Annotated in this window: 18 protein-coding genes, 1 tRNA gene and 1 pseudogene; all 20 read right to left on the reverse strand. The window is 64.7% G+C overall.

All coding sequences use genetic code 11. From position 1 onward, the window contains the following. Nucleotides 1-223: 223 nt before the first annotated feature. The 20 genes and pseudogenes from PO768_RS21250 to PO768_RS21345 all read right to left on the reverse strand — a co-directional run bounded on the left by PO768_RS21250 (nucleotide 224) and on the right by PO768_RS21345 (nucleotide 20,589). Nucleotides 224-1,735: a tripartite tricarboxylate transporter permease gene (locus PO768_RS21250; protein WP_272647649.1), complete on the reverse strand. Its 1,512-nt coding sequence runs from the start codon at nucleotides 1,733-1,735 to the stop codon at nucleotides 224-226. 10 nt (nucleotides 1,736-1,745) lie between these two features. Then, entirely contained in the window at nucleotides 1,746-2,210 is a 465-nt protein-coding gene (locus PO768_RS21255) for a tripartite tricarboxylate transporter TctB family protein (protein WP_272647650.1), read from the reverse strand. Nucleotides 2,211-2,374: 164 nt separating this feature from the next. Further along, nucleotides 2,375-4,159 carry a GspE/PulE family protein gene (locus PO768_RS21260; protein ID WP_272647651.1) on the reverse strand — a complete coding sequence of 595 codons (1,785 nt, stop codon included), beginning with the start codon at nucleotides 4,157-4,159 and terminating at the stop codon, nucleotides 2,375-2,377. Beyond that, nucleotides 4,156-4,959, reverse strand: a complete 804-nt coding sequence (locus PO768_RS21265; RefSeq protein WP_272647652.1) for a spermidine synthase — start codon at nucleotides 4,957-4,959, stop codon at nucleotides 4,156-4,158. The genes PO768_RS21260 and PO768_RS21265 overlap by 4 nt, the downstream gene beginning before the upstream one ends. Then, nucleotides 4,956-5,462 carry a DNA-deoxyinosine glycosylase gene (locus PO768_RS21270; protein WP_272647653.1) on the reverse strand — a complete coding sequence of 169 codons (507 nt, stop codon included), beginning with the start codon at nucleotides 5,460-5,462 and terminating at the stop codon, nucleotides 4,956-4,958. The genes PO768_RS21265 and PO768_RS21270 overlap by 4 nt, the downstream gene beginning before the upstream one ends. After that, entirely contained in the window at nucleotides 5,459-6,274 is an 816-nt protein-coding gene (locus tag PO768_RS21275; protein ID WP_272647654.1) for a TatD family hydrolase, read from the reverse strand. Before PO768_RS21275 ends, PO768_RS21270 begins: the two co-directional genes overlap by 4 nt. A gap of 6 nt (nucleotides 6,275-6,280) precedes the next feature. Beyond that, nucleotides 6,281-7,141 (reverse strand): formyltetrahydrofolate deformylase, encoded by an 861-nt coding sequence (purU, locus tag PO768_RS21280; RefSeq protein ID WP_137943970.1) that lies wholly within the window; start codon nucleotides 7,139-7,141, stop codon nucleotides 6,281-6,283. 27 nt (nucleotides 7,142-7,168) lie between these two features. Beyond that, entirely contained in the window at nucleotides 7,169-7,843 is a 675-nt protein-coding gene (locus PO768_RS21285) for an ABC transporter ATP-binding protein (protein ID WP_262970880.1), read from the reverse strand. After that, nucleotides 7,836-9,092, reverse strand: a complete 1,257-nt coding sequence (locus PO768_RS21290; RefSeq protein WP_272647655.1) for a lipoprotein-releasing ABC transporter permease subunit — start codon at nucleotides 9,090-9,092, stop codon at nucleotides 7,836-7,838. Before PO768_RS21290 ends, PO768_RS21285 begins: the two co-directional genes overlap by 8 nt. 129 nt (nucleotides 9,093-9,221) lie before the next feature. Beyond that, nucleotides 9,222-9,298: transfer RNA gene (locus tag PO768_RS21295), tRNA-Pro, on the reverse strand. 31 nt (nucleotides 9,299-9,329) lie between these two features. Next, nucleotides 9,330-9,761 carry a MerR family transcriptional regulator gene (locus tag PO768_RS21300; RefSeq protein WP_137943973.1) on the reverse strand — a complete coding sequence of 144 codons (432 nt, stop codon included), beginning with the start codon at nucleotides 9,759-9,761 and terminating at the stop codon, nucleotides 9,330-9,332. A 34-nt stretch (nucleotides 9,762-9,795) separates the two neighbouring features. After that, the gene (locus PO768_RS21305) at nucleotides 9,796-10,170 is read right to left on the reverse strand and encodes an integration host factor subunit alpha (protein ID WP_272647656.1); all 375 of its coding nucleotides are present in this window, start codon (nucleotides 10,168-10,170) and stop codon (nucleotides 9,796-9,798) included. A 25-nt stretch (nucleotides 10,171-10,195) separates the two neighbouring features. Next, nucleotides 10,196-12,692, reverse strand: a pseudogene (gene pheT / locus PO768_RS21310) (phenylalanine--tRNA ligase subunit beta). 35 nt (nucleotides 12,693-12,727) lie between these two features. Further along, nucleotides 12,728-13,765, reverse strand: coding sequence for a phenylalanine--tRNA ligase subunit alpha (pheS, locus tag PO768_RS21315; RefSeq protein WP_137943976.1), 1,038 nt, complete (start codon nucleotides 13,763-13,765; stop codon nucleotides 12,728-12,730). 118 nt (nucleotides 13,766-13,883) lie between these two features. Then, nucleotides 13,884-14,240, reverse strand: coding sequence for a 50S ribosomal protein L20 (gene rplT / locus PO768_RS21320; protein WP_102766472.1), 357 nt, complete (start codon nucleotides 14,238-14,240; stop codon nucleotides 13,884-13,886). Between the two features lie 29 nt (nucleotides 14,241-14,269). Further along, nucleotides 14,270-14,473 carry a 50S ribosomal protein L35 gene (gene rpmI / locus PO768_RS21325; protein ID WP_137943977.1) on the reverse strand — a complete coding sequence of 68 codons (204 nt, stop codon included), beginning with the start codon at nucleotides 14,471-14,473 and terminating at the stop codon, nucleotides 14,270-14,272. A 120-nt stretch (nucleotides 14,474-14,593) separates the two neighbouring features. Then, a complete protein-coding gene (infC, locus tag PO768_RS21330; RefSeq protein WP_266004296.1) occupies nucleotides 14,594-15,139 on the reverse strand; it encodes a translation initiation factor IF-3 in 546 nt (181 codons plus the stop codon). 66 nt (nucleotides 15,140-15,205) lie between these two features. Next, complete coding sequence (gene thrS, locus PO768_RS21335; RefSeq protein ID WP_272647657.1) at nucleotides 15,206-17,113, reverse strand: threonine--tRNA ligase; 1,908 nt, start codon at nucleotides 17,111-17,113, stop codon at nucleotides 15,206-15,208. Nucleotides 17,114-17,290: 177 nt separating this feature from the next. Beyond that, nucleotides 17,291-18,361, reverse strand: coding sequence for a patatin-like phospholipase family protein (locus tag PO768_RS21340; RefSeq protein ID WP_272647658.1), 1,071 nt, complete (start codon nucleotides 18,359-18,361; stop codon nucleotides 17,291-17,293). 14 nt (nucleotides 18,362-18,375) lie between these two features. Further along, nucleotides 18,376-20,589 (reverse strand): TonB-dependent receptor plug domain-containing protein, encoded by a 2,214-nt coding sequence (locus PO768_RS21345; protein WP_272647659.1) that lies wholly within the window; start codon nucleotides 20,587-20,589, stop codon nucleotides 18,376-18,378. Between the last annotated feature and the right edge of the window lie 123 nt (nucleotides 20,590-20,712).

Genomic DNA, 20,712 nt, shown 5'->3' on the forward strand with positions numbered 1-20,712 from the left:
TTCAGACTCTCGTCTCGAACAAACTTGCTAGCAGCGAAGCCCTCGACTGTAGCACAGGTTTTTTAGGGCTTGCAAGTAGGGCGTCACAATTTTCTGTTGCGGAGTGCGCCGCAGGGACGGTAGACCAGCTGCACGCACTACCGAGGCCATCAAGAAAAAACCCACAGACCTTGCAGTCTGCGGGTTCCAGGTCACGAACGCCGCATCGCGGCATCAACATCCATCAGTCTTCTTCCTTGAACGCCTCTTCACGCTTGTTCTTGATCGAGGGCAGCATCACCACCACCACCATCAAGGCAGCCGCAATCAACAGGCCGGCGGACAGCGGACGGGTCATGAAGGTCGTCCAGTCCCCGCGCGACAGCAGCAGTGCGCGGCGCAGGTTCTCTTCCATCATCGGGCCGAGGATGAAACCCAGCAGCAGCGGCGCAGGTTCGCAGCTGAGCTTGTAGAACAGATAGCCGATCACCGCGAAAATGGCCGTCATGTAGACATCGAAGCTGTTGTTGTTCAGCGTGTAGCTGCCAATGCAGCAGAAGGTCACGATGGCCGGGAACAGGAAGCGGTAAGGCACGGTCAGCAGCTTGATCCAGATGCCGATCAGCGGCAGGTTCAGGATCACCAGCATCAGGTTGCCGATCCACATCGATGCGATCAGGCCCCAGAACAGCTCGGGGTTGCTGGTCATCACCTGCGGGCCGGGCTGGATGCCCTTGATCGTCATCGCCCCCACCATCAGCGCCATCACCGCATTGGGCGGAATGCCCAGGGTCAGCATCGGGATGAAAGAGGTCTGCGCGCCGGCATTGTTGGCAGCCTCGGGACCGGCCACACCCTGGATCGCCCCCTGGCCGAAAGGCACGCTGGGGTTCTTGACGATCTTCTTTTCCAGCGTGTAAGCCGCAAACGAGGACAGCAAGGCACCGCCGCCGGGCAGCACGCCCAGGATAGAACCCAGCGTCGTGCCGCGCAGCACCGAGGGCCAGGCATCGTGGAAGTCCTGCTTCGTGGGCCACAAGCCCTTCACATGCTTGGTGAAGACCTCGCGGTGCTCGGCCGGCTTGCCCAAGTTGGCGATGATCTCGCCAAAGCCGAACACGCCCATCGCGATCACGACGAAGTTGATGCCGTCGGTCAACTCGGGAATGTCGAAGGAATAACGCGGCGCGCCCGAGATCACATCGGTGTTGATCTGACCCAGCAGCAGGCCCAGCACGATCATGGAGATGGCCTTCAGCAGCGAGCCCGAGGCCAGCACCACGGCGCCGATCAGGCCCAGCACCATCAACGAGAAATACTCGGCCGGGCCGAACTTGAAGGCAAGTTCGGTCAGCGGCGGCGCGAAGGCCGCGATCACGATGGTGCCGACACAACCGGCAAAGAAGGAGCCCAGGCCTGCTGCGGCCAAGGCCGCCCCGGCTCGACCTTTGCGCGCCATCTGGTAGCCGTCGATGGCGGTCACCACCGAGCTGGATTCGCCGGGCACATTGATCAGGATGGCAGTTGTCGAGCCGCCGTACTGGGCGCCGTAGTAGATGCCGGCCAGCATGATCAGCGCGGGCGTGGCATCCAGCGCATAGATCGAGGGCAGCAGCATCGCGATGGTGGCCACCGGGCCAAGGCCGGGCAACACACCGATCAAGGTCCCCAGCAGGGCCCCGCCGAAAGCGTAGGCCAGATTCGTCAGCGTCAGTGCGGTACTGAAGCCAAGCGCAAGATTGTTCAGCAAGTCCATGCGCTACTCCTCAGCCGCCGAAAATAGTGGGCCAGACCGGCAGAACCAGGCTCAGACCCCACACAAAGATGAACCAGCTGCCCACGGTCAGCACCGCCGCGCTGAGCACGGCGCCGCGCCAGCGGAACTCGTCGCCGGCCATGGCCGAGAACACGATCAGCACCGGCAGCGTGATCGCCAGACCCAGGCGCGGCAGCATCACGCCGAACAGCACCACCGCCGCGACGATGATCAGCAGCGGCTTCCAGGCCACGCCGCCTATCGGATCGCCACCCTCGGATTCGATGGTCAATGCCTTGAACAGCACAGCGCCGCCCAGGATGGCCAGCAGAACGCCGAGACCGAAGGGAAAGTAACCAGGGCCGGGACGTGCGGAAGATCCAAAACTGTATTCGGTCGCGCCCCAGGCAAAGCCTATGCCGACGACGAGGAACATCAGTCCGGACCAGAAGTCTTTTTGACTCTTGATCTTCATTGCAGACCTACTCTCAAGCTTGTTAGACCGGCTGCATTCTAGGCAGGGCTATCCAGGCTCTGCTGTGTGGTTTCCACGTAAACACCGACCGGGCGCCGCACCCGCGACAAGCCTCTCGCGGGTATCTACCGGTAGACCTGGGCCTGAAGCTAGCGGCGCAGGACTCAGGCCTCCCACTGCGGCGTGCTGCGCAGCACCTCTTCGAGCGTCGTCATGCCCTCGGCCACCTTCATCGCACCGGCCAGCCGCAGCGGGCGCAGGCCCTCCTGCATGGCTTGGCGGCGCAGCGCCGAGATGTCCGGGCTGGGGTGCAAGGTGGCCTTGACCGCCTCGCTGACGGTCAGCAGCTCATACAGACCGGCACGGCCGCGATAGCCGGTGTTGCGGCAATCCAGGCAGCCCACCGGCTTGTAGGGCTTGACGCCACCATTCATGCGCCAGGGCTTGAGCATCTCGTTCAAGGTGTCGCGCGTCACCGCCGGGTCAGGCACCTTGCAGTGGCTGCACAGGGTACGAACCAGGCGCTGCGCCAGCACGCCGATCACGGTGGCGCTGATCAGGTAGGGCGGCACGCCCAGGTCGGTCAGACGCGTGATCGCCGAGGCAGCATCGTTGGTATGCAGTGTCGAGAAAACGAGGTGGCCGGTCAGCGCCGCCTGGATGGCCATCTCGGCAGTCTCCAGATCGCGGATTTCACCGACCATGATGATGTCCGGATCCTGCCGCATCAGCGCCCGCAGGCCTTCGGCAAATCCCAGGTCCAGCGCGGCCTGCACCTGGGTCTGGTTGAAGGCCGGCTCGATCATCTCGATCGGGTCCTCGATCGAGCAGACATTGACCTCGTCGGTGGCCAGGCGCTTGAGCGTCGAGTACAGCGTTGTGGTCTTGCCGCTGCCGGTCGGGCCGGTCACCAGGATGATGCCGTGCGGCTGGGCCACCAGCTTGTTCCAGCGCTCGGCATCGTGGCCGGAGAAGCCCAGCTGATTGAGTTCCTTGACCGCGTTGTCGGGGTCGAAGATGCGCATCACCATCTTCTCGCCAAAAGCGGTGGGCAGGGTCGACAGGCGCATTTCCACCTCGTCGCCGGCCGGGTTGCGGGTCTTGATGCGGCCGTCCAGCGGGCGGCGGCGCTCCACCACATCCATGCGCCCCAGCAGCTTGATGCGCGAGGTCATCGCGCTCATCACCGAGGGCGGCAGCTGATAGACCGTGTGCAGCACGCCGTCGATGCGGAAACGGATCACGCCCATATCGCGGCGCGGCTCCAGATGGATATCGCTGGCGCGCTGGTCAAAGGCGTATTGCCACAGCCAGTCGACCACCTGGACCACACCCTGGTCATTGGCATCGAGCTGCTTGGTGTTCTTGCCCAGCTCCACCAGCTGCTCGAAGCTGGCAATCTGGGTCACCTCGCCAGCCTTGGCCGCATTGCGCACCGAGCGGGCCAGGGTGAAGAACTCGGTCGTGAAGCGCGCAATTTCCAGCGGGTTGGCGACCACCAGCTTGATGGACTTGCGGGTGTGCGATTCGATCTGCGCCATCCAGGCGGTATCGAAGGGCTCCGAAGTGGCGATGGTGACTTCGGTCAGCCCGACCGACACCGGCAGGCAGCGCTTGGCTTCGGCATAGCCCACCGACATGATGTCAGAGACCCGGCCCACATCAACCTTCAGCGGGTCTATGCGCAGATAGGGCAGTTTGACCCGCGCGGCCAGCCACTCGGTCAGCTGTTCCGGGTCCAGCGTCTTGCCATTGGCGCTGCGGGTCAGGCCGGCATGGCCGAGACGCACCAGCGGGTGCAGCGAGCTATCGCCGGCCGCGAAACGCGCCTCGGTGCGCTGCACCTGCTCGGCGTCGATCAGCTCATCCTCCAGCATCCAGCGCAGCAGGGTGCGCCATTCGAGACGACCTTCGGTCTTGGGCGCGGAAGTCTTGGGCTTGACGCTCATGTCTGGGGCTCGGCACGCAGCTGGTTGATGATGGACAGCGGCAGCGGCCGCACCAGGCGCAGCCATTTGCGCGCGGGCAGCTCATACCGCGACTCGATATTAGCCGCACGGCGCTCCAGTTCCTCGCGGTCCGGCACCTGCACGCCGCGCGCCGCCACCACCACGGTATTGCCCTCCTTGGTGGGCGCCAGGCTCCAGACCTGGTCGCTGCCGAACACGCTAGCGATGCGGGCGGCGCTGCGCGCAAAGCTGGCGTCGCGGCCGAACAGATTGACCGTCATCAACCCGCCATCGGCCAGCACCTGGCGGCAGTTGGCATAAAAGAGCTCGTCATCGAGCACCGGCGAGGCCGCGTCGTGATCGTAGAGATCGACGTTCAGCACCGCCGCCGTCTGCCAATGCGCGGCGTCAGCGACCCAGGTCGCCGCGTCCTGGTTCAGCACCGTCAGTCTGGCCTCGTCCTCGGGCAGATGAAACCAGGCGCGGCAAGCCGCGATCACGGTCGGATTGATCTCCACCGCCGTCGTGTGGGGCATGCGCAAGACCTTGTGGCAAAAGCGCGTGATCGCGGCCGCCCCCAGTCCCAGCTGCACCGCCCTGCCCTCGCGCAAGGTCTCGCTGTCGCGCCACAGCATCCAGGCCATCATGCGCTGCACATACTCCAGCTCCAGCTGCTGGGGCTTGCGAATGCGCATCGCCCCCTGCACCCAGATCGAGTCCAGGTGCAGAAAGCGCACGCCGTCGTACTCGCTCAGCGTGGCTGGGATCCAATCAGTTTTCTTTGCCTTGTTCTTGCTCATTCATCAAGTAGACCATGGCGCGCGAACACTTCCCGCCAGGCGAGCAGCTTGCGCTCGAAGGACCACGAGGCATTGGCCGGGCTGGTCGACGGCAGGCGGTAGGCGGGCAGGCCCAGCGCGCCGGTGATCTTGATGCTGCGCGCCGACTCGCCGCCGTTGTGCGCCACCGCCTGCAAGGCCGGCATGCGCGCCACCAGGCCCGCCAGATCATTGGGTTGCGCGGCGCGGATCGCGCTGTCCAGGCTGCCCTCGCGCTCGCAGGTCGCATAGACATCCCAGATCGCCAGTCCGCGCGCCGTCGCTGCCTCCAGGCGCTTGTCGTAAGCGAGGGCGTGCAGATCCAGCCCCCACAGCGCCGACAGGATGGGCCAGAAGTGGTTGCGCGGATGTCCGTAGTACTGCTGGGCCTGCAGCGAGGCGACACCGGGGAAACTGCCCAGCAGCAGCAGCCGGGCCTGCGGCGACCAGACCGGTGCCAGGCCTTGCAGCGGCGGCTCGCTCACGGCAGCCGCTGCAACCGCGACAGGGCCGCGCGCACATTGGCGCTGGTGATGGCGGCGGTCTGCTCCAGCGTCCAGCCGCGCAGCGCTGCGAGACTCTCGGCAATACGCGGCAGCTCGGCCGGCTCGTTACGCGCGCTGGCGAGCCCGGTGGCACGCTCCTCGGCCGTCCTGTAGAGCCAGTGCGGCGGGATGTCGGGCGCATCTGTCTCAAGCACCAAGGCCGACTCGGGCAGTTGCGCCGCCAGGCGACGGATCTGCAGCGAGCGATCAAACGTCAGCGTGCCGCCGAAACCCAGCCTGAAGCCCAGCTCGACAAAGCTCTGCGCCTGCTGCGCGCTGCCGTTGAACGCATGGGCGATGCCCCCAGGCACCGCGATGCGGCGCAGGCCGCGCAGCAGCTGATCGGCGCTCTTGCGCACATGCAGAATCACCGGCAGCGCTAAGCGCCTGGCCAGTTTCAGCTGCTCGGTATAGAAGAAGTCCTGCCGCGCCGCGTCGAGACCCGGGACAAAGAAGTCCAGCCCGATCTCGCCGATCGCCACCAAACGCGGATCATCGCGATGCTGCTCCAGCAAGGCGGCCAGCAGGGCCAGGTCTTGCTCCTGGGCGCCCATCACATAGAGCGGATGGATGCCCAGCGCATAGGCATAGCCATGCGCATGGGCCAGTTCGCGCGCCGCCTCGAAATCGAAGGCCCCCACCGCCGGGATCACGATCTGATCGACGCCGGCCGCCCGGGCCCGTGCCACCACCGCCTCGCGGTCCGCGTCGAACTCCGGCGCGTCCAGGTGGCAGTGGCTGTCGATCCACATTGGCGGCTAGCGGAAGACGACGGTCCGGTTGCCGTTCATCAGCACCCGGTGTTCGGCATGCCACTGGATCGCGCGCGCCAGGGTCACACACTCGACATCGCGGCCCATCGCCACCAGCTGCTCGGGCGGCAGGCTGTGGTCGATGCGGGCCACCTCCTGCTCGATGATCGGGCCCTCGTCCAGGTCCGAGGTCACATAGTGGGCGGTGGCACCGATCAGCTTGACGCCGCGCTCATAGGCCTGGTGATAGGGCTTGGCGCCCTTGAAGCTGGGCAGGAAGCTGTGATGGATATTGATCGCCCGGCCGCTGAGGTACTGGCACAACTCGGGGCTGAGGATCTGCATATAGCGGGCCAGCACCACCAGATCGATCTGGTTGTCCTCGACGACCTCGCGGATCTTGCGCTCCTGGGCCGCCTTCTGTTCCTCGCTGGCGTTCAGCAGCGGAAAGTGATGGAAGGGGATGTTGTGCGAGGCGGCCAACTGGTAGAAGTCGCGATGGTTCGAGACGATGGCCGGGATCTCGATCGGCAGATGGCCCGTCTGGACGCGGAACAGCAGGTCGTTCAGGCAATGGCCCAGCTTGGAGACCAGCAGCAGCACCCGGGTCTTGGTCGCGCGTGCCACCAGCTCCCAGTCCATCTGCAGGCGCTGCGCCAGCGGCTCGAAAGCCGCGCGCATCGCCCCCACCTCGCCGGGCGCTTCAAACTCGATGCGCATGAAGAAGCGGCGGTGATCGGCATCGCCATGCTGGGCCGAGGTCAGGATATTGCCGCCCTGCTCCAGCAGATAGCCGGTCACGGCATGGACGATGCCGGACTGATCGGGGCAGCTGAGTTTGAGGATGAAGCGCGAGGTCGTGGTCATATGGCTGTCTTTACGGGGCCCGAGATCCTACTGCAGCTCGCCGCCGACCAGACTCAGCCGCGCTTCGCACTGTGCGGCCAGGCCCTGGTCATGGGTCACCAGCACAAAGGCCGTGCCCTGCTCGCGGGCCGTCTGAAGCATCAGCTCGAACACCGCCTGGGCCGTGCCGCGGTCCAGGTTGCCGGTCGGCTCGTCAGCCAGCACGCAGGCCGGCTTGGTCACCAGCGCCCGGGCGATCGCGACACGCTGGCGCTCGCCGCCCGAGAGCTCGCCGGGCCGGTGCTTGACCCGTGCGCCCAGCCCCACCTTGGCCAGCATCTCAGCCGCTGTGGCGCGCGCGGCCTCTACCGGCATGCGCCGTATCCGCAGCGGCATGGCCACATTGTCCAGCGCGCTGAACTCGGGCAGCAGATGATGGAACTGGTAGACAAAGCCCAGGTGCTGGTTGCGCCACTGGCCCTTGGCAGGTTCGCCCAGTCGTGCCAGGTCTTGCCCCATCAGCGTGACCGTGCCGCTGCTCGGCTTGTCCAGCCCACCCAGCAGGTGCAACAACGTCGATTTGCCCGAACCCGAGGCGCCGACAACGGCCAGGGTCTGGCCGCGTTTGACCAGGATGTCCACGCCGGACAGCACCTTCACATCCAGCCCGCCCTCGCGGAAGCGCCGCTCCAGGCCCTGGCCTTGCAGAACAACATCACTCATAGCGCAGCGCCTCGGCCGGTTGCACGCGGCTGGCGCGCCAGCTCGGATAGAGGGTGGCCAGGAAGGCCAGGATCAGCGAGGTGATCGCGATCGGGATGATGTCGGCGCTCTGCGGCTCACTGGGCATGCGGCTGATCAGGTAAATGCTGCCGGGCAGGAAGCTGACATTGAGCAGTCGCTCGATGGTCGGCACGATCACATCGATATTGAAGGCCACCAGCAGACCCAGGCCCACGCCCGAGATCGTGCCGATCACACCCGAGGCCGCGCCCTGCACCATGAAGATGCCCATGATGGAGCGCGGGCTGGCACCCAGGGTGCGCAAGATCGCGATGTCGGCCTGCTTGTCGGTCACCGTCATCACCAGGGTCGAGACCAGATTGAAGGCCGCGACCGCGACGATCAGGGTCAGGATGATGCTCATCAAGCGCTTCTCGACCTGGACCGCATCGAACCAGTTGGCATTGGCGCGGGTCCAGTCGCGCACGCGCAGTTCGGGACCCAGGCTTTGCGCCAGTTGGTCGCCGACCTGGCGGGCCTGATGCACATCGGCCAGCTTCAGCTGCACGCCGGTGGGGCCGCCGACGCGGAACAGCCGGGCCGCATCGTCCACATGGATCAGGGCCAGGCCGCTGTCGTACTCGTAGTGGCCGGCATTGAAGGTGCCGACCAGGGTGAAGGTCTTGAGCCGCGGCACGACGCCGGCCGGCGTGACCTGACCGCTCGGCGCGACCAGCGTGATCTTGTCGCCCTCGCGCACACCGAGCGAGCGCGCCAGCTCCCCTCCCAACACAATGCCCCAGTCACCGGCTTTCAGCCGCGACAGCGGGCCGTCCTTGAGCTGAGCCGCCAGCGGCGTGACCGTCGCCTCCAGCTCGGGATCGATGCCGCGGACGATGGCGCCGCGCATGTCCTCGCCGCGCGCGATCAGCACCTGGGCCGCGACAAAGGGGGCGGCACCGACCACGGCCGGGTTCGCGCGCGCCTTCGCGGCGGTGGCCTGCCAGTCGGCCAGGGCCTCGCCGGAATAGGACATCAGCTCCACATGCGCGATCACCGACAGCATGCGGTCGCGCACCTCTTTCTGGAAGCCATTCATCACCGACAAGACAATGATCAGCGCCGCCACCCCCAGCGCGATGCCCAGCATCGAGACGCCGGAGATGAAGGAGATGAAGCGGTTGCGCCGCCCGCCGCGGCCGGCGCGGGTGTAGCGCCAACCAATCTGCAACTCATAAGGCCAATTCATGGGCGGGCATGCGAACCGACGGCAGCCCGCGAGTTGGCCGGGACTGCCGTCTAGGAGTAAGAAGGCGATGGCACAAGGAAAAATGGACCGGATGCTTTCACATCCGGTCCATCGATCTCTTCTTTTTGTTGGTCGGGACGGTGGGATTCGAACTCACGACCCCTTGCACCCCATGCAAGTGCGCTACCAGGCTGCGCTACGCCCCGACTGAGCCTCAGATTATAGGCGGATTTAAAGCTAGAACGCAAGCAATGTCTCGCGAATCGACAGCAATTCTTGACGCACCTGTTCGAGCGAGAGCTTTTCGTCGCCGCTCACCTCGAAGGACGGCAGCGTGTCGAGCTCATCGGCCTCCAGGCGCTCAGCCTCGGCGGCTTCCTCTCGGAAGGCCTGCAGCGCGTCAAGGCGCAGACCCGGCGCGTCGGCAAGCTGGTTGCGGGCACCCGAGATCGTGAAGCCCTGGTCATAGAGCAAGTCACGGATGCGGCGAATCAGCAGCACCTCATGGTGCTGGTAGTAGCGGCGGTTGCCACGCCGCTTCATGGGCTTGAGTTGCGTGAACTCCTGCTCCCAATAACGCAGCACATAGGGCTTCACGCCACACAAATCGCTGACCTCACCGATGGTGAAATAGCGTTTGGCAGGTATCGAAGGAAGCACTTTTTCCATTCAAATCAAGGGCTTCAGGTCGGGAGGTCAGACTCTACTCGAAGTCATCCTCGCTGGGTGTATCACCTTGCACCAGTCCCTTGAGTTTGTGACTGGCGTGGAAGGTGACGACATTGCGGGCCTTGATCGGGATCGCCTCGCCGGTGCGCGGATTGCGCCCGGGGCGCGAGGCCTTGCGCCGGATATTGAAGTTGCCGAAGCCCGACAGCTTGACGTCCCGCCCCTGCACCAGCTGACCGTGGATGATGTCGAAGAAGGCCTCGACCATGTCCTTGGACTCGCGCTTGTTCAGGCCCAGCTTGTCGAACAGCAGTTCGGCCAGCTCGGCCTTGGTCAAGGTCGGCGTTTCCAGGCTGGGCAGCAGCACGCGCGCCGGCCCGCTCTCGTTCTTGTTGTCGTCGTCGCTCATCAAAACCCTCCCCGCCTTTATTCGCTTAGCCGCGCAAACGCGCGCCCAGATGCTGAGCCAGCGCCGCGAGCACAGCGGCCACCGCCTGCTCGATGCGCTCGTCGGTCAGGGTGGCCTCGTCGTCCAGCAACTCCAGACGGACGGCCATGCTGCGCTCACCCTCCTTAAGATCACCGCCGGCCTGGGTCGGCTTGAAGACGTCGAACAGCCGCGCCGAGCGTATCAATCCGTCATGGGCACCGGCAATCGTCGTCATCAGGGCTTCATGCGTGACGCTCTCGCCGACCACGACCGCGATATCGCGCTGCACCGACTGTTGACGCGGCACGCCCTGGCCTTGTGGCAGGCGGCGCGCCAGCACGGCGTCCAGCGCCAGCTCGAACACGATGGGCGCGCTGGGCAGCTCATAGCCCTGGCGCCATTTCGGATGCAACTCACCGATCACGCCGATGTCCTCGCCATCCAGCTCGACACGGGCGCTGCGGCCCGGGTGCAGCGCGGGATGCTCAGCCGCGACAAAGCGCAGCTGGCGGGGCGCGAACAAGGCCTCCAGATCCCCCTTCACATCGAAGAAATCGATGCCCCGGTCGCGCTGACTCCATTGCGGCTGATCGGCCGGGCCGAAGGCAAGACCTGCCACCCGCATCGGTTGGCGAACACCGGTGATCGTCGTGTCGCTCTCCACGACGGTGGCGTCGCGCAGGAATACCCGCCCGATCTCGAACAGGCGCACCCGCGGCGCCTTGCGGCTCAGGTTGTAGCGCAGCGCATTGATCAGGCTGCCGATCAGGCTGGAGCGCATCACGGCCAGCGGTGCGGCGATCGGGTTCAGCAGCTGGATCGGGCTGTCATTGCCGGCCAGCTCCTTCTCCCAGCGCGCCTCGACGAAGCTGAAATTGATGGTCTCGTAGTAGTCACGGCCGGCCAGGGCGTGGCGCAGCGCATGAACGGCCCGGCGCGATTCCGAGGCCACCTTGCCCACCACCGGCGCCAGCGGCGGCGTGTCGGGCAGATTCGGATAGCCCAGCACGCGTATCACTTCCTCGATCAGGTCTTCCTCGATCTGGATGTCGAAGCGGAAGCTGGGCGGCGTCACGGTCAGCGTGCCTTCGCCCTCTGCGAACTCGAGGCCCAGGCGCTTGAACACGCCGGCGCATTGCGCCTGCATGAGCGGCATGCCGATCACCTTGGCGGCGCGCGCCACCCGCAGTGTCACCGGCTTGCGTTCAGGCAGCGCCGTGATCTGGTCGTCCATCACCGCGGCCTCACCACCGCAGACCTCGAGGATCAGCTGGGTGATGCGCTCGATGTGCTCGACGGTCTGCGCCGGATCCACGCCACGCTCGAAGCGGTGGCCGGCATCGGTCGANCAGCTGGGTGATGCGCTCGATGTGCTCGACGGTCTGCGCCGGATCCACGCCACGCTCGAAGCGGTGGCCGGCATCGGTCGAGAAGTTGTAGCGACGCGACCGGCCCATCACCGCCTTGGGCCACCAGAAGGCGGCTTCGACATAGACGTTCTTCGTGTCATCGGAGACCGCCGTGTGGTCACCGCCCATGATGCCGGCCAGCGATTCGACCGCCTTGTTGTCGGCGATCACGCCGACGCTCTCGTCGACTTCGATGGTGTTGCCGTTCAACAGCTTGAGCTGTTCACCCTGGCGCCCCCAGCGCACGACCAGTTCGCCATCGATCTTGTCGAGGTCGAAGATATGGCTGGGGCGACCCAGCTCGAACATCACATAGTTCGAGATATCGACCAGCGGCGAGACCGAGCGCTGGCCGCAACGGGCCAGGCGGTCCACCAGCCATGCGGGCGTTTGCGCCTGGGTATTGACGCCACGCACGATGCGACCCGAGAAACGCCCGCACAGATCGGAAGCCTCGATGCGCACCGGCAGCTTGTCCTGGTGCTTGACCTCGGCGGGCGTGAACGCCGGCGCCTGCAGCGGCGCGCCGGTCAGTGCCGAGACTTCGCGGGCGATGCCGTAGACGCTCAGCGCGTGGGCCAGATTCGGCGTCAGCTTCAGGGTGAACAGCGTGTCGTCGAGCTTCAGATGCTCACGGATGTTCTGGCCGATGGGCGCATCGGAGGCCAGCTCCAGCAGGCCGCCATGGTCCTCGCTGAGCTTGAGTTCGCGAGCCGAGCACAGCATGCCGAAGCTCTCGACGCCGCGCAGCTTGCCAACCTTGATGCCGAAGGGCTTGCCATCTTCGCCCGGGGGCAGCTCGGCGCCGACCATGGCCAGCGGCACCTTGATGCCGGCCCGCGCATTCGGCGCGCCGCAGACGATCTGCAGCGGCTCCGGACCGCCGGCATTGACCGTACAGACGCGCAGCTTGTCAGCATTCGGGTGCTGCTCGGCAGTCAGGATCTCGGCAACAACGATGCCGTGAAAAGGCGGCGCCACCGGGCGCAGCTCTTCGACCTCGAGGCCGCTCATCGTCAGCAGCTCGGCAAGTTCTTGGGTGTTCAGCGCGGGGTTGCAGAATGACCGCAGCCAGGATTCAGGGAATTGCATGATGTTTGATCTCGTCTTGGATGGCGGGTGGCTGCTTACTTGAACTGCGACAAGAAACGCAGATCGCCATCAAAGAACAGGCGCAGATCGTTGACGCCATAGCGCAGCATCGCCAGGCGGTCGATGCCAGAGCCAAAGGCAAAGCCGATATAGCGCTCCGGGTCCAGGCCCATATTGCGAATGACCTGCGGATGCACCTGGCCGGAGCCCGACACCTCCAGCCAGCGGCCCTTCAGCGGACCGGTGCCGAACATCATGTCGATCTCGGCGCTGGGCTCGGTGAAAGGGAAGTAGCTGGGGCGGAAACGGATCTGCATGTCCGTCGTCTCGAAGAACTGCTGCAGAAAGTTCACATAGACCGACTTCAGATCCTTGAACGAGATGTTCTCGCCAACCCACAGGCCCTCGACCTGGTGGAACATTGGCGAATGGGTCGCATCGCTGTCGACGCGGTAGGTGCGGCCCGGCGCGATCACGCGGATCTCCGGCATCGGCTGACCCGCAGCTATCAAGGCTTGGTGGCGCTTGACATGCTGGACCGCATAGCGGATCTGCATCGGGCTGGTGTGGGTGCGCAAGACATGACCCCCTTCGACGTAGAAGGTGTCATGCATCGAGCGGGCCGGGTGATCAGCCGGCGTGTTCAGCGCGGTGAAGTTGAACCAGTCGTTCTCGATCTCGGGGCCATCGGCCACGTCGAACCCCATCGATCCGAAGATCGCCTCGATCCGCTCCATCGCCCGCGTGATCGGATGCAGGCCGCCGGTGCCGCGCTGGCGGCCGGGCAGGCTGACATCCAGAGCCTCGGCCTTCAGCTGGATCTCGAGCTCGGCATCAGCCAGGGCCTGGCGACGCTCGCTCAGCGCGGCTTCGATACCAACCTTGAGGACGTTGATCTCGGCCCCGCGGGTCTTCTTCTCGTCGATGGTCAGTGCGGCCAGGCCCTTCATCAGCTCGGTCACGCGACCGGACTTGCCCAGAAATCGGGCCTTGGCGTTTTCCAAGTCGGCGGGCGTGGCTGCGGCGGCAAAGTCTGCCTGCGCGCTCTGTAGCAGTTGATCGAGATCGTTCATCGCGGGGCGAGTTCGTATCAGAAATGAAAAAGGGCCGAACACCTGGGTGTCGGCCCCTAAAGGTCGCGCCCCGGCTTGCGCCAGGGCCACCACGGCCGCATTGCTGCGGCCCTGGCAATTAAGCGAGAGCGGCCTTCACCTTGGCGAAGATCGAAGCGAAACCGGCCGGATCGTTCACGGCCAGGTCGGCCAGAACCTTGCGGTCGATGTCGATCTGGGCCTTCTTCAGGCCGGCCACGAACTTGCTGTAGGTCAGACCCAGGCCACGGCTTGCTGCGTTGATACGAGCAATCCACAGCGCACGGAACACACGCTTCTTGGCGCGACGGTCACGGTAGGCGTACTGACCTGCCTTCATCACCGCCTGTTTGGCGATGCGGAAGACATTCTTACGGCGACCACGGAAGCCCTTGGCCAGAGCCAGGACCTTCTTGTGACGGGCACGAGCGGTAACACCACGTTTAACGCGAGGCATATTAAATCTCCTTTAGTTAAATGGTGGAATTACAGGCCAGCAAAGGGCAGCATCTGAGCGATGTGACCCATGTTGGTTTCGTGCACGGTCGTCGTGCCACGCAGGTGGCGCTTGTTCTTCGTGGTCTTCTTGGTCAGGATGTGGCGCTTGAACGCTTGACCGCGCTTGACGGTGCCACCCGGACGAACGCGAAAACGCTTTTTCGCGCTGCTCTTGGTCTTCATTTTGGGCATGTTATTGCTCCTTTTAAGATGTCCCAGGGGCGTCAGCGATTCCTCGCTGCACTTGTTCAGCCTCGGGAGACTAATAAGCCCGCCGACGACCAGATCGGCGGGCTGAAACTGCAAAGCGCTTTAGCGCTTTTTCGGTGCAAGCACCATGATCATCTGCCGGCCTTCCAGCTTGGGCATGTTCTCCACCACGGCCACATCCGACAGCTCGTCGCGAATACGCTCCAGCAGCCGCATGCCGATGTCCTGGTGCGTGATCTCGCGACCACGGTAGCGCAGGGTCACCTTGCCTTTGTCACCGTCTTCGGCGATGAAGCGACGCAGATTGCGCATCTTGATCTGGTAGTCGCCTTCGTCCGTACCCGGGCGGAACTTGACTTCCTTGATCTCGATGACCTTTTGCTTGGACTTCGCCTCGGCCGCCCGCTTCTGCTCGATGTACTTGAACTTGCCGTAGTCCATCAGGCGGCACACCGGAGGTGTCGCCGTCGCGGAGATTTCGACCAGATCCACATCCAGCTCGCCCGCCATGCGCAGGGCTTCCATGATGCTCACGATACCCAGGGGCTCGTTCTCGGGGCCGTTCAGGCGGACTTCGGGAGCCAGGATTTCACGGTTCAGCCGATGCTTACGCTCGGGAATCGCACGACGATCAGCAAAAGTAGCGATGGTGCATACCTTTCAACAGGCCTCCAAGGCATAGAGACCCAAACACAAGCAAAAGCGCGCCCAGAGCTAGACCTTCTGCGTGATATCACCCGAGAGCTTCTCCAGGAAGCTCTCCAGGGGCATCACACCCAGGTCTTGGTTGCCACGGGCGCGCACCGCAACGGCTCCATTTGCCTTTTCCTTGTCGCCAACGACGAGGATGAACGGAACCTTCTGCAAAGAATGCTCGCGGATTTTATACGTGATTTTCTCGTTCCGCAAATCGGCCTTGACCCTAACTCCTTGTTTTTGCAGTGATTTCACGATTTCGGCGACGTAATCGGCCTGCGCATCGGTGATATTGGCCACCACCACCTGCTCCGGCGCCAGCCAGGCCGGCAAGGCGCCGGCATGCTGCTCGATCAGGATGCCAATGAAGCGCTCCAGGCTGCCGACGATGGCCCGGTGCAGCATAATGGGCGTCTTGCGCTCACCCTGCTCATCCACGTACTCGGCCCCAAGACGCTCTGGCATGTTCGGGTCAACCTGGATCGTGCCGCATTGCCAGTGACGACCGAGCGCGTCCTTCAATGTGTACTCAATCTTCGGACCATAGAAGGCGCCCTCGCCCACCGCCACCTCAAACTCGCAGTTGGAACGACGCAGACTCTCCATCAACGCGAACTCCGCCTTGTCCCAGGCCTCATCGGTGCCGATGCGCGCCTCTGGGCGCGTCGCGACCTTGTAGATGATGTCGGTGAAGCCGAAGTCCTTGTAGACCTTCTGCAGCAATGCCGTGAAGGCAGCGCACTCCTCAAGAATCTGCTCCTCGGTGCAGAACACATGCCCGTCATCCTGCGTGAAGGCACGCACACGCATGATGCCGTGCAGGCCGCCGGTGGGTTCGTTGCGATGGCACTGGCCGAACTCGCCGAAGCGCAGCGGCAGGTCGCGGTAGCTCTTGATGCCGTGCTTGAAGATCAGGATGTGGCCGGGACAGTTCATCGGCTTGAGCGCGTAGTCGCGCTTCTCCGACTCGGTCGTGAACATATTGTCCCGGTACTTGTCCCAGTGTCCGGTCTGCTCCCACAAGTGCTTATCGAGGATTTGCGGGCCCTTCACCTCGTGGTAACCGTTGTCGCGGTAGACGGCACGCATGTATTGCTCGACGCCCTGCCACACCGTCCAGCCCTTCGGATGCCAGAACACAGTGCCCGGCGAATGCTCGTCGATATGAAACAAATCCAGCTCACGACCCAGCTTGCGGTGGTCGCGCTTCTCGGCCTCCTCCAGCATCAGCAGGTACTTCTGCAGATCATCCTTGCTGGCCCAGGCCGTGCCGTAGATGCGCTGCAGCATCTCGTTGCGATGATCGCCGCGCCAGTAGGCGCCGGCCACCTTCATCAGCTTGAAGTGCTTGAGCTTGCCGGTCGACGGCACATGAGGGCCGCGGCACAGATCCTCGAACGCGCCTTCGCGGTACAAGGACACGTCTTCGCCGGCCGGGATGCTGGAGATGATCTCGGCCTTGTAGTCCTCGCCGATGCCCTTGAAGTAGGCCACGGCCTCGTCACGCGGCAGCACGCGGCGCTGGACCTTCTCGTCCTTCTTGGCCAGCTCGCTCATCTTGGCCTCGATGGCGACCAGATCCTCGGGCGTGAACGGGCGCTTGTAGGAGAAGTCGTAGAAGAAACCATTCTCGATCACCGGGCCTATCGTGACCTGGGCCTCGGGGAACAGCTCCTTGACCGCATAGGCCAGCAGGTGGGCGGTCGAGTGGCGAATCACCTCCAGGCCGTCGGCATCCTTGTCGGTGATGATGGCCAACTGGGCATCGGCTTCGATCAGGAAGCTGGTGTCGACCACCTTGCCGTCCACCTTGCCGGCCAGCGCCGCCTTGGCCAGACCGGCGCCGATCGAGGCCGCCACATCAAAGACGGTGACGGCCTGCGGGAACTCACGCTTGGAGCCGTCGGGAAGTTGGATCGAGATCATTGGAATACTCCGAATGCAAAAACAAAAAAGCGCGGCCTGCTGCCGCGCTTTTGAGGGAGAGATGGAAAGACGTGACGAGCCGCGGCCGACTATTTACCTTGAGAGGTGGTCGTAGTTCGCGGTGTCATAACCATGATGCCTTTCTCGCCCTTGTTGTCTGAGGATTACCGATTGTAATCAAAGCGGCAGCGCCAGGATCTCGGGCTGTGAACATGCTGCGGCAAATTCGTCGCGCAGACGCTGGCTCTCGGCCACGGCTTGCCGCCACACCTTGGCGCGGCCGGCCACATCGTCGCCGTAGTGCTTGAAGTCATCGCGGTCCGGCAGCTTGGCGCGCGGCAGGCCGGCCACCCAGGTCGGGTTCGGGGCCAGCAGCACGACATTGTCGAGAAAGGCGCTGGCACCATGGCGGCGCTTGAGTCCCTTGTCCAGCCAGCCCGGTACCACCTGACGCTGGAAGTGCGGATACAGCACCAAGCCATCGCCAACCATGGCCGCGTAGTTCAGATGCAGGTGGTAGTCGGTAATGCCGCCATCCCAGTACGCGCCGGGCGGCCCACCGGGGATGTCCTGCACCGCCTGCAGCCAGAACGGGATCGAGCAGCTGGCGAGGATGGCCTGCAGCAGATTGCGCTCGCCGAGCGCCGCCTGATGGCTGCGGAAGTCATGCAGCGGCATCGGCAGTGGCGCACGCGGGTCGGAGAACACCACCCGGTCCAGCCAGCCGCCCATCGCGCGGCGCGCCAGCAAGTTCGCTGCAAAAGCGCCGACATAACCCAGCGGCGTGCGCAGCCGGCCCTCGCGGCCCAGGATATGGCGGCCGCGCGAGGTGAAGACATGCAGGCGGTAGCGCCGATGACTCAAGACCTGGCCCTCGCGTCCGCCAAAGCAGTCCTTGAGCGTCGCGGCAAAACCGCGGCTGACGCTGGCGGCACTCGGTCGTTGGCCCGGCAGGCTGTCATAGCGCTGCTGCACATAGGCTTCGGTCAGACGCTCAAACTCGGTCTGCGGCTCACCGAGGCAGGCTGTGGCCATGCGCCAGGCGCCGATCGAGGCGCCCAGCAGATGCACCGGTTGAGCACTCTGGCCCAACCAGGGGCCGAAGATGTACTGGTCCAGCGGCCCGAGGATCAGGCCCTTGGGACCGCCGGCGGCGGCCGGGATCACCTGCACATCGCCGGGCCGCAGACCCCGTTCGCGCAGGCGCTGGCGGGCGCGCGAGCCGGCGTAGATCTGCAGCGCCTGCATCGCACCTGTCCTACTTAGAGCTTGAGCTCCAGCGCCGCGCCGAACCAGGTCCGGGTGCTGCGCTCGGTGCTGCTACCGTAGCCCGTATCAGCCAGCGTCGTGGTCGAGCGGGTGTCGAAGGGCGCGAGATTGTTGGCCGACAGGCGCAGCGAGGCCGTGCGGCTGAAGCTCCATTGCGCGAAGACATCCAGGGAGCGAGTGCGCGACTGCTCCAGGCTTTGCGACACTGTTTGCTGCGTCGTATAGCCCGGCGTGTAGACCAGGCTGACGCCGGTCAGCAGCGGCAGGCTGCTGAGCCGGTAGTCGACACCGAAGTTGCCCGACCAGGGCTGTTGGCTGTCCAGCCGGTTGTTCGGTCCTTGGACGGCCTCGACATCGGACTTGTAGAAGCTCAAAGCCGCACGCAGATTGAGCGCCAGCCTGGGCTCGAATAGCGCGGGCATCAGTTCACCGGCCCGGCCCTTCAGTTCAAGCTCCAGGCCGCTGGTCTTGGCCTTGGAGAAGTTGACCGGGCGCGAAACCCAGCGCGGCAGCGTGGACCAGCTGACATCTTCCAGAGTCGAGACGTTCCGGATCAGGTTGTTGACCCGTCGATGGAACACACCGACGCTGACCAGCCCACCGCCTTCGAGATACTTCTCGAAAGCCAGGTCCAGGCCGGTGGCCAGCTCGGGCTTGAGCAAGGGATTGCCGATGCGGTCCGGATACTGCTCCTCATTGCTCTGCGGCTGCCCGGCGGCATTCAGCAGCGGGAACAGCCCATTGATGGTCGGCCGCGCCAGCAGCGCATTCAGATCCGGCGCCTTGTAGCTGCGCGTCAGGCTGGCGCGTATCAGGTCGCGGCCCTTGGGGTCGAGCTTGTAGTTGAGATGCCATAGCGGCGTCGTCACGCGGCTGGTGTTGCGCGAGACCACCTCGCTGCCGCGACTCACGGTGGCGATGCGCTCGGTGCGCAGGCCCAGATAGGTGGACCATTGCGGCGACAGTTCCCACTCGTCCTGCACGAAAAAGGCCTGACGCTCAATGCGGGCCGTGAAGGGCAGCCCCTCGATCCCGGCCAGCTGCGGCTTGCCATTCTCGGTAACGCTGCGCTCCTCATCGCGCTTGCGCCACTCCAGATCCCAGCCCACCGTCAGGCTGTGTTCCTCGCCCAGCAGCCGGGCGTACTTGCCGGATTGCGTGAAGCTGCGATCATGGTTCTCCCCTTCCGAGAAGCGCCAGATCGCGTCATTGCGGAAGCTGCGATTGGTGAAGCGGTTCTGCGCGTCCTGCACCCCCGCCTTGAGCTCAATGCGCTGCGAGTCGGCAAAGCGGTTCACCCAGTTCGCATTGCCACGCAGCACCTGCCAGGTGCCGGTGTTATGGCTGTCGTCGTCCAGGCTGGGCTCGCCCAGCAGGATCTGGTCATCGAAGCGATTGCGGTTGTTCCAGTAGCCGCGCTGCGCGAAGCCCTGCAGGCTCAGGGTCTGCTCGTCGCTGAGCTTCCAGGTCAAACGCGGCGAGGTGTTGAAGCCATGGCCCCAGAAGGCCTGCTGCTGGCGCTGGATGGCGCGCGAGGGCGAACGGTCCTTGTCAGTGCCGGGCGCAAAGCGCTCGATGACGAACTCATTGCGGCCGCGCCACTCAAACGCCGAGACCGGCACGGCCAGCGACACCGGACCGATGCGCTCGCCGAAGGTGAAGGTGGCCGAGGGCACCGGGCGCTGCACGCTATAGCCCAGGGCCAGGCGCAAATCGCGCTGCGAGACGCGCGGGGCCTCTTTCAGGATGATGTTGATCGCGCCGGCCACCGCCTGGGCGCTCTGGTCGGCGCTGGGGCCCGTGGTCACCTCGATGCGCTCGACCTGGGCCGGGTTCAGCTGGTCCAGCGCAAAACCCGGCGGGGCCGGATCGCCGTTGATCAGTATCAGCGTGTAGCCGGCGCCCAGGCCGCGCATGCGCGGCGCGCCGTCCTGCATATTGACGCCGGGCAGGCGCTTGAGCACATCGGCCACGTTCTGGTCGCCGTACTTGTCGATCTCCTCGCGGCCGTAGATCTGCTTGGCCACCGGAGAGCGGCGGCGCAGATCAGTATCGCTTTGCGGACGCGACTGGATCTCGACTCGGTCCAGCCGATTGCCGGGCGGCACCGTCGGCTCGGGCGGTCCTGCGGGCAGGTCCTGCGCCCACACGGATGGCAGGGCACTCAGGGCACAGGCGACAACAGTGGCGGCGGCGTGTCGGTTCAAGAAGGACTCCAGAGTGTCGGTCAGCGCTTGGTCTGCAGCTTGGCAAAGGCCGCGGCCATCGCATTGCCGCCGCTGGGCGCTGCGGCCGGTGCGCGGCCGGCGGCCGGGCGCTCATGGCGTGCG

This window comes from Paucibacter sp. XJ19-41 (assembly GCF_028462495.1).
Taxonomy (GTDB): Bacteria; Pseudomonadota; Gammaproteobacteria; order Burkholderiales; family Burkholderiaceae_C; genus Roseateles_E.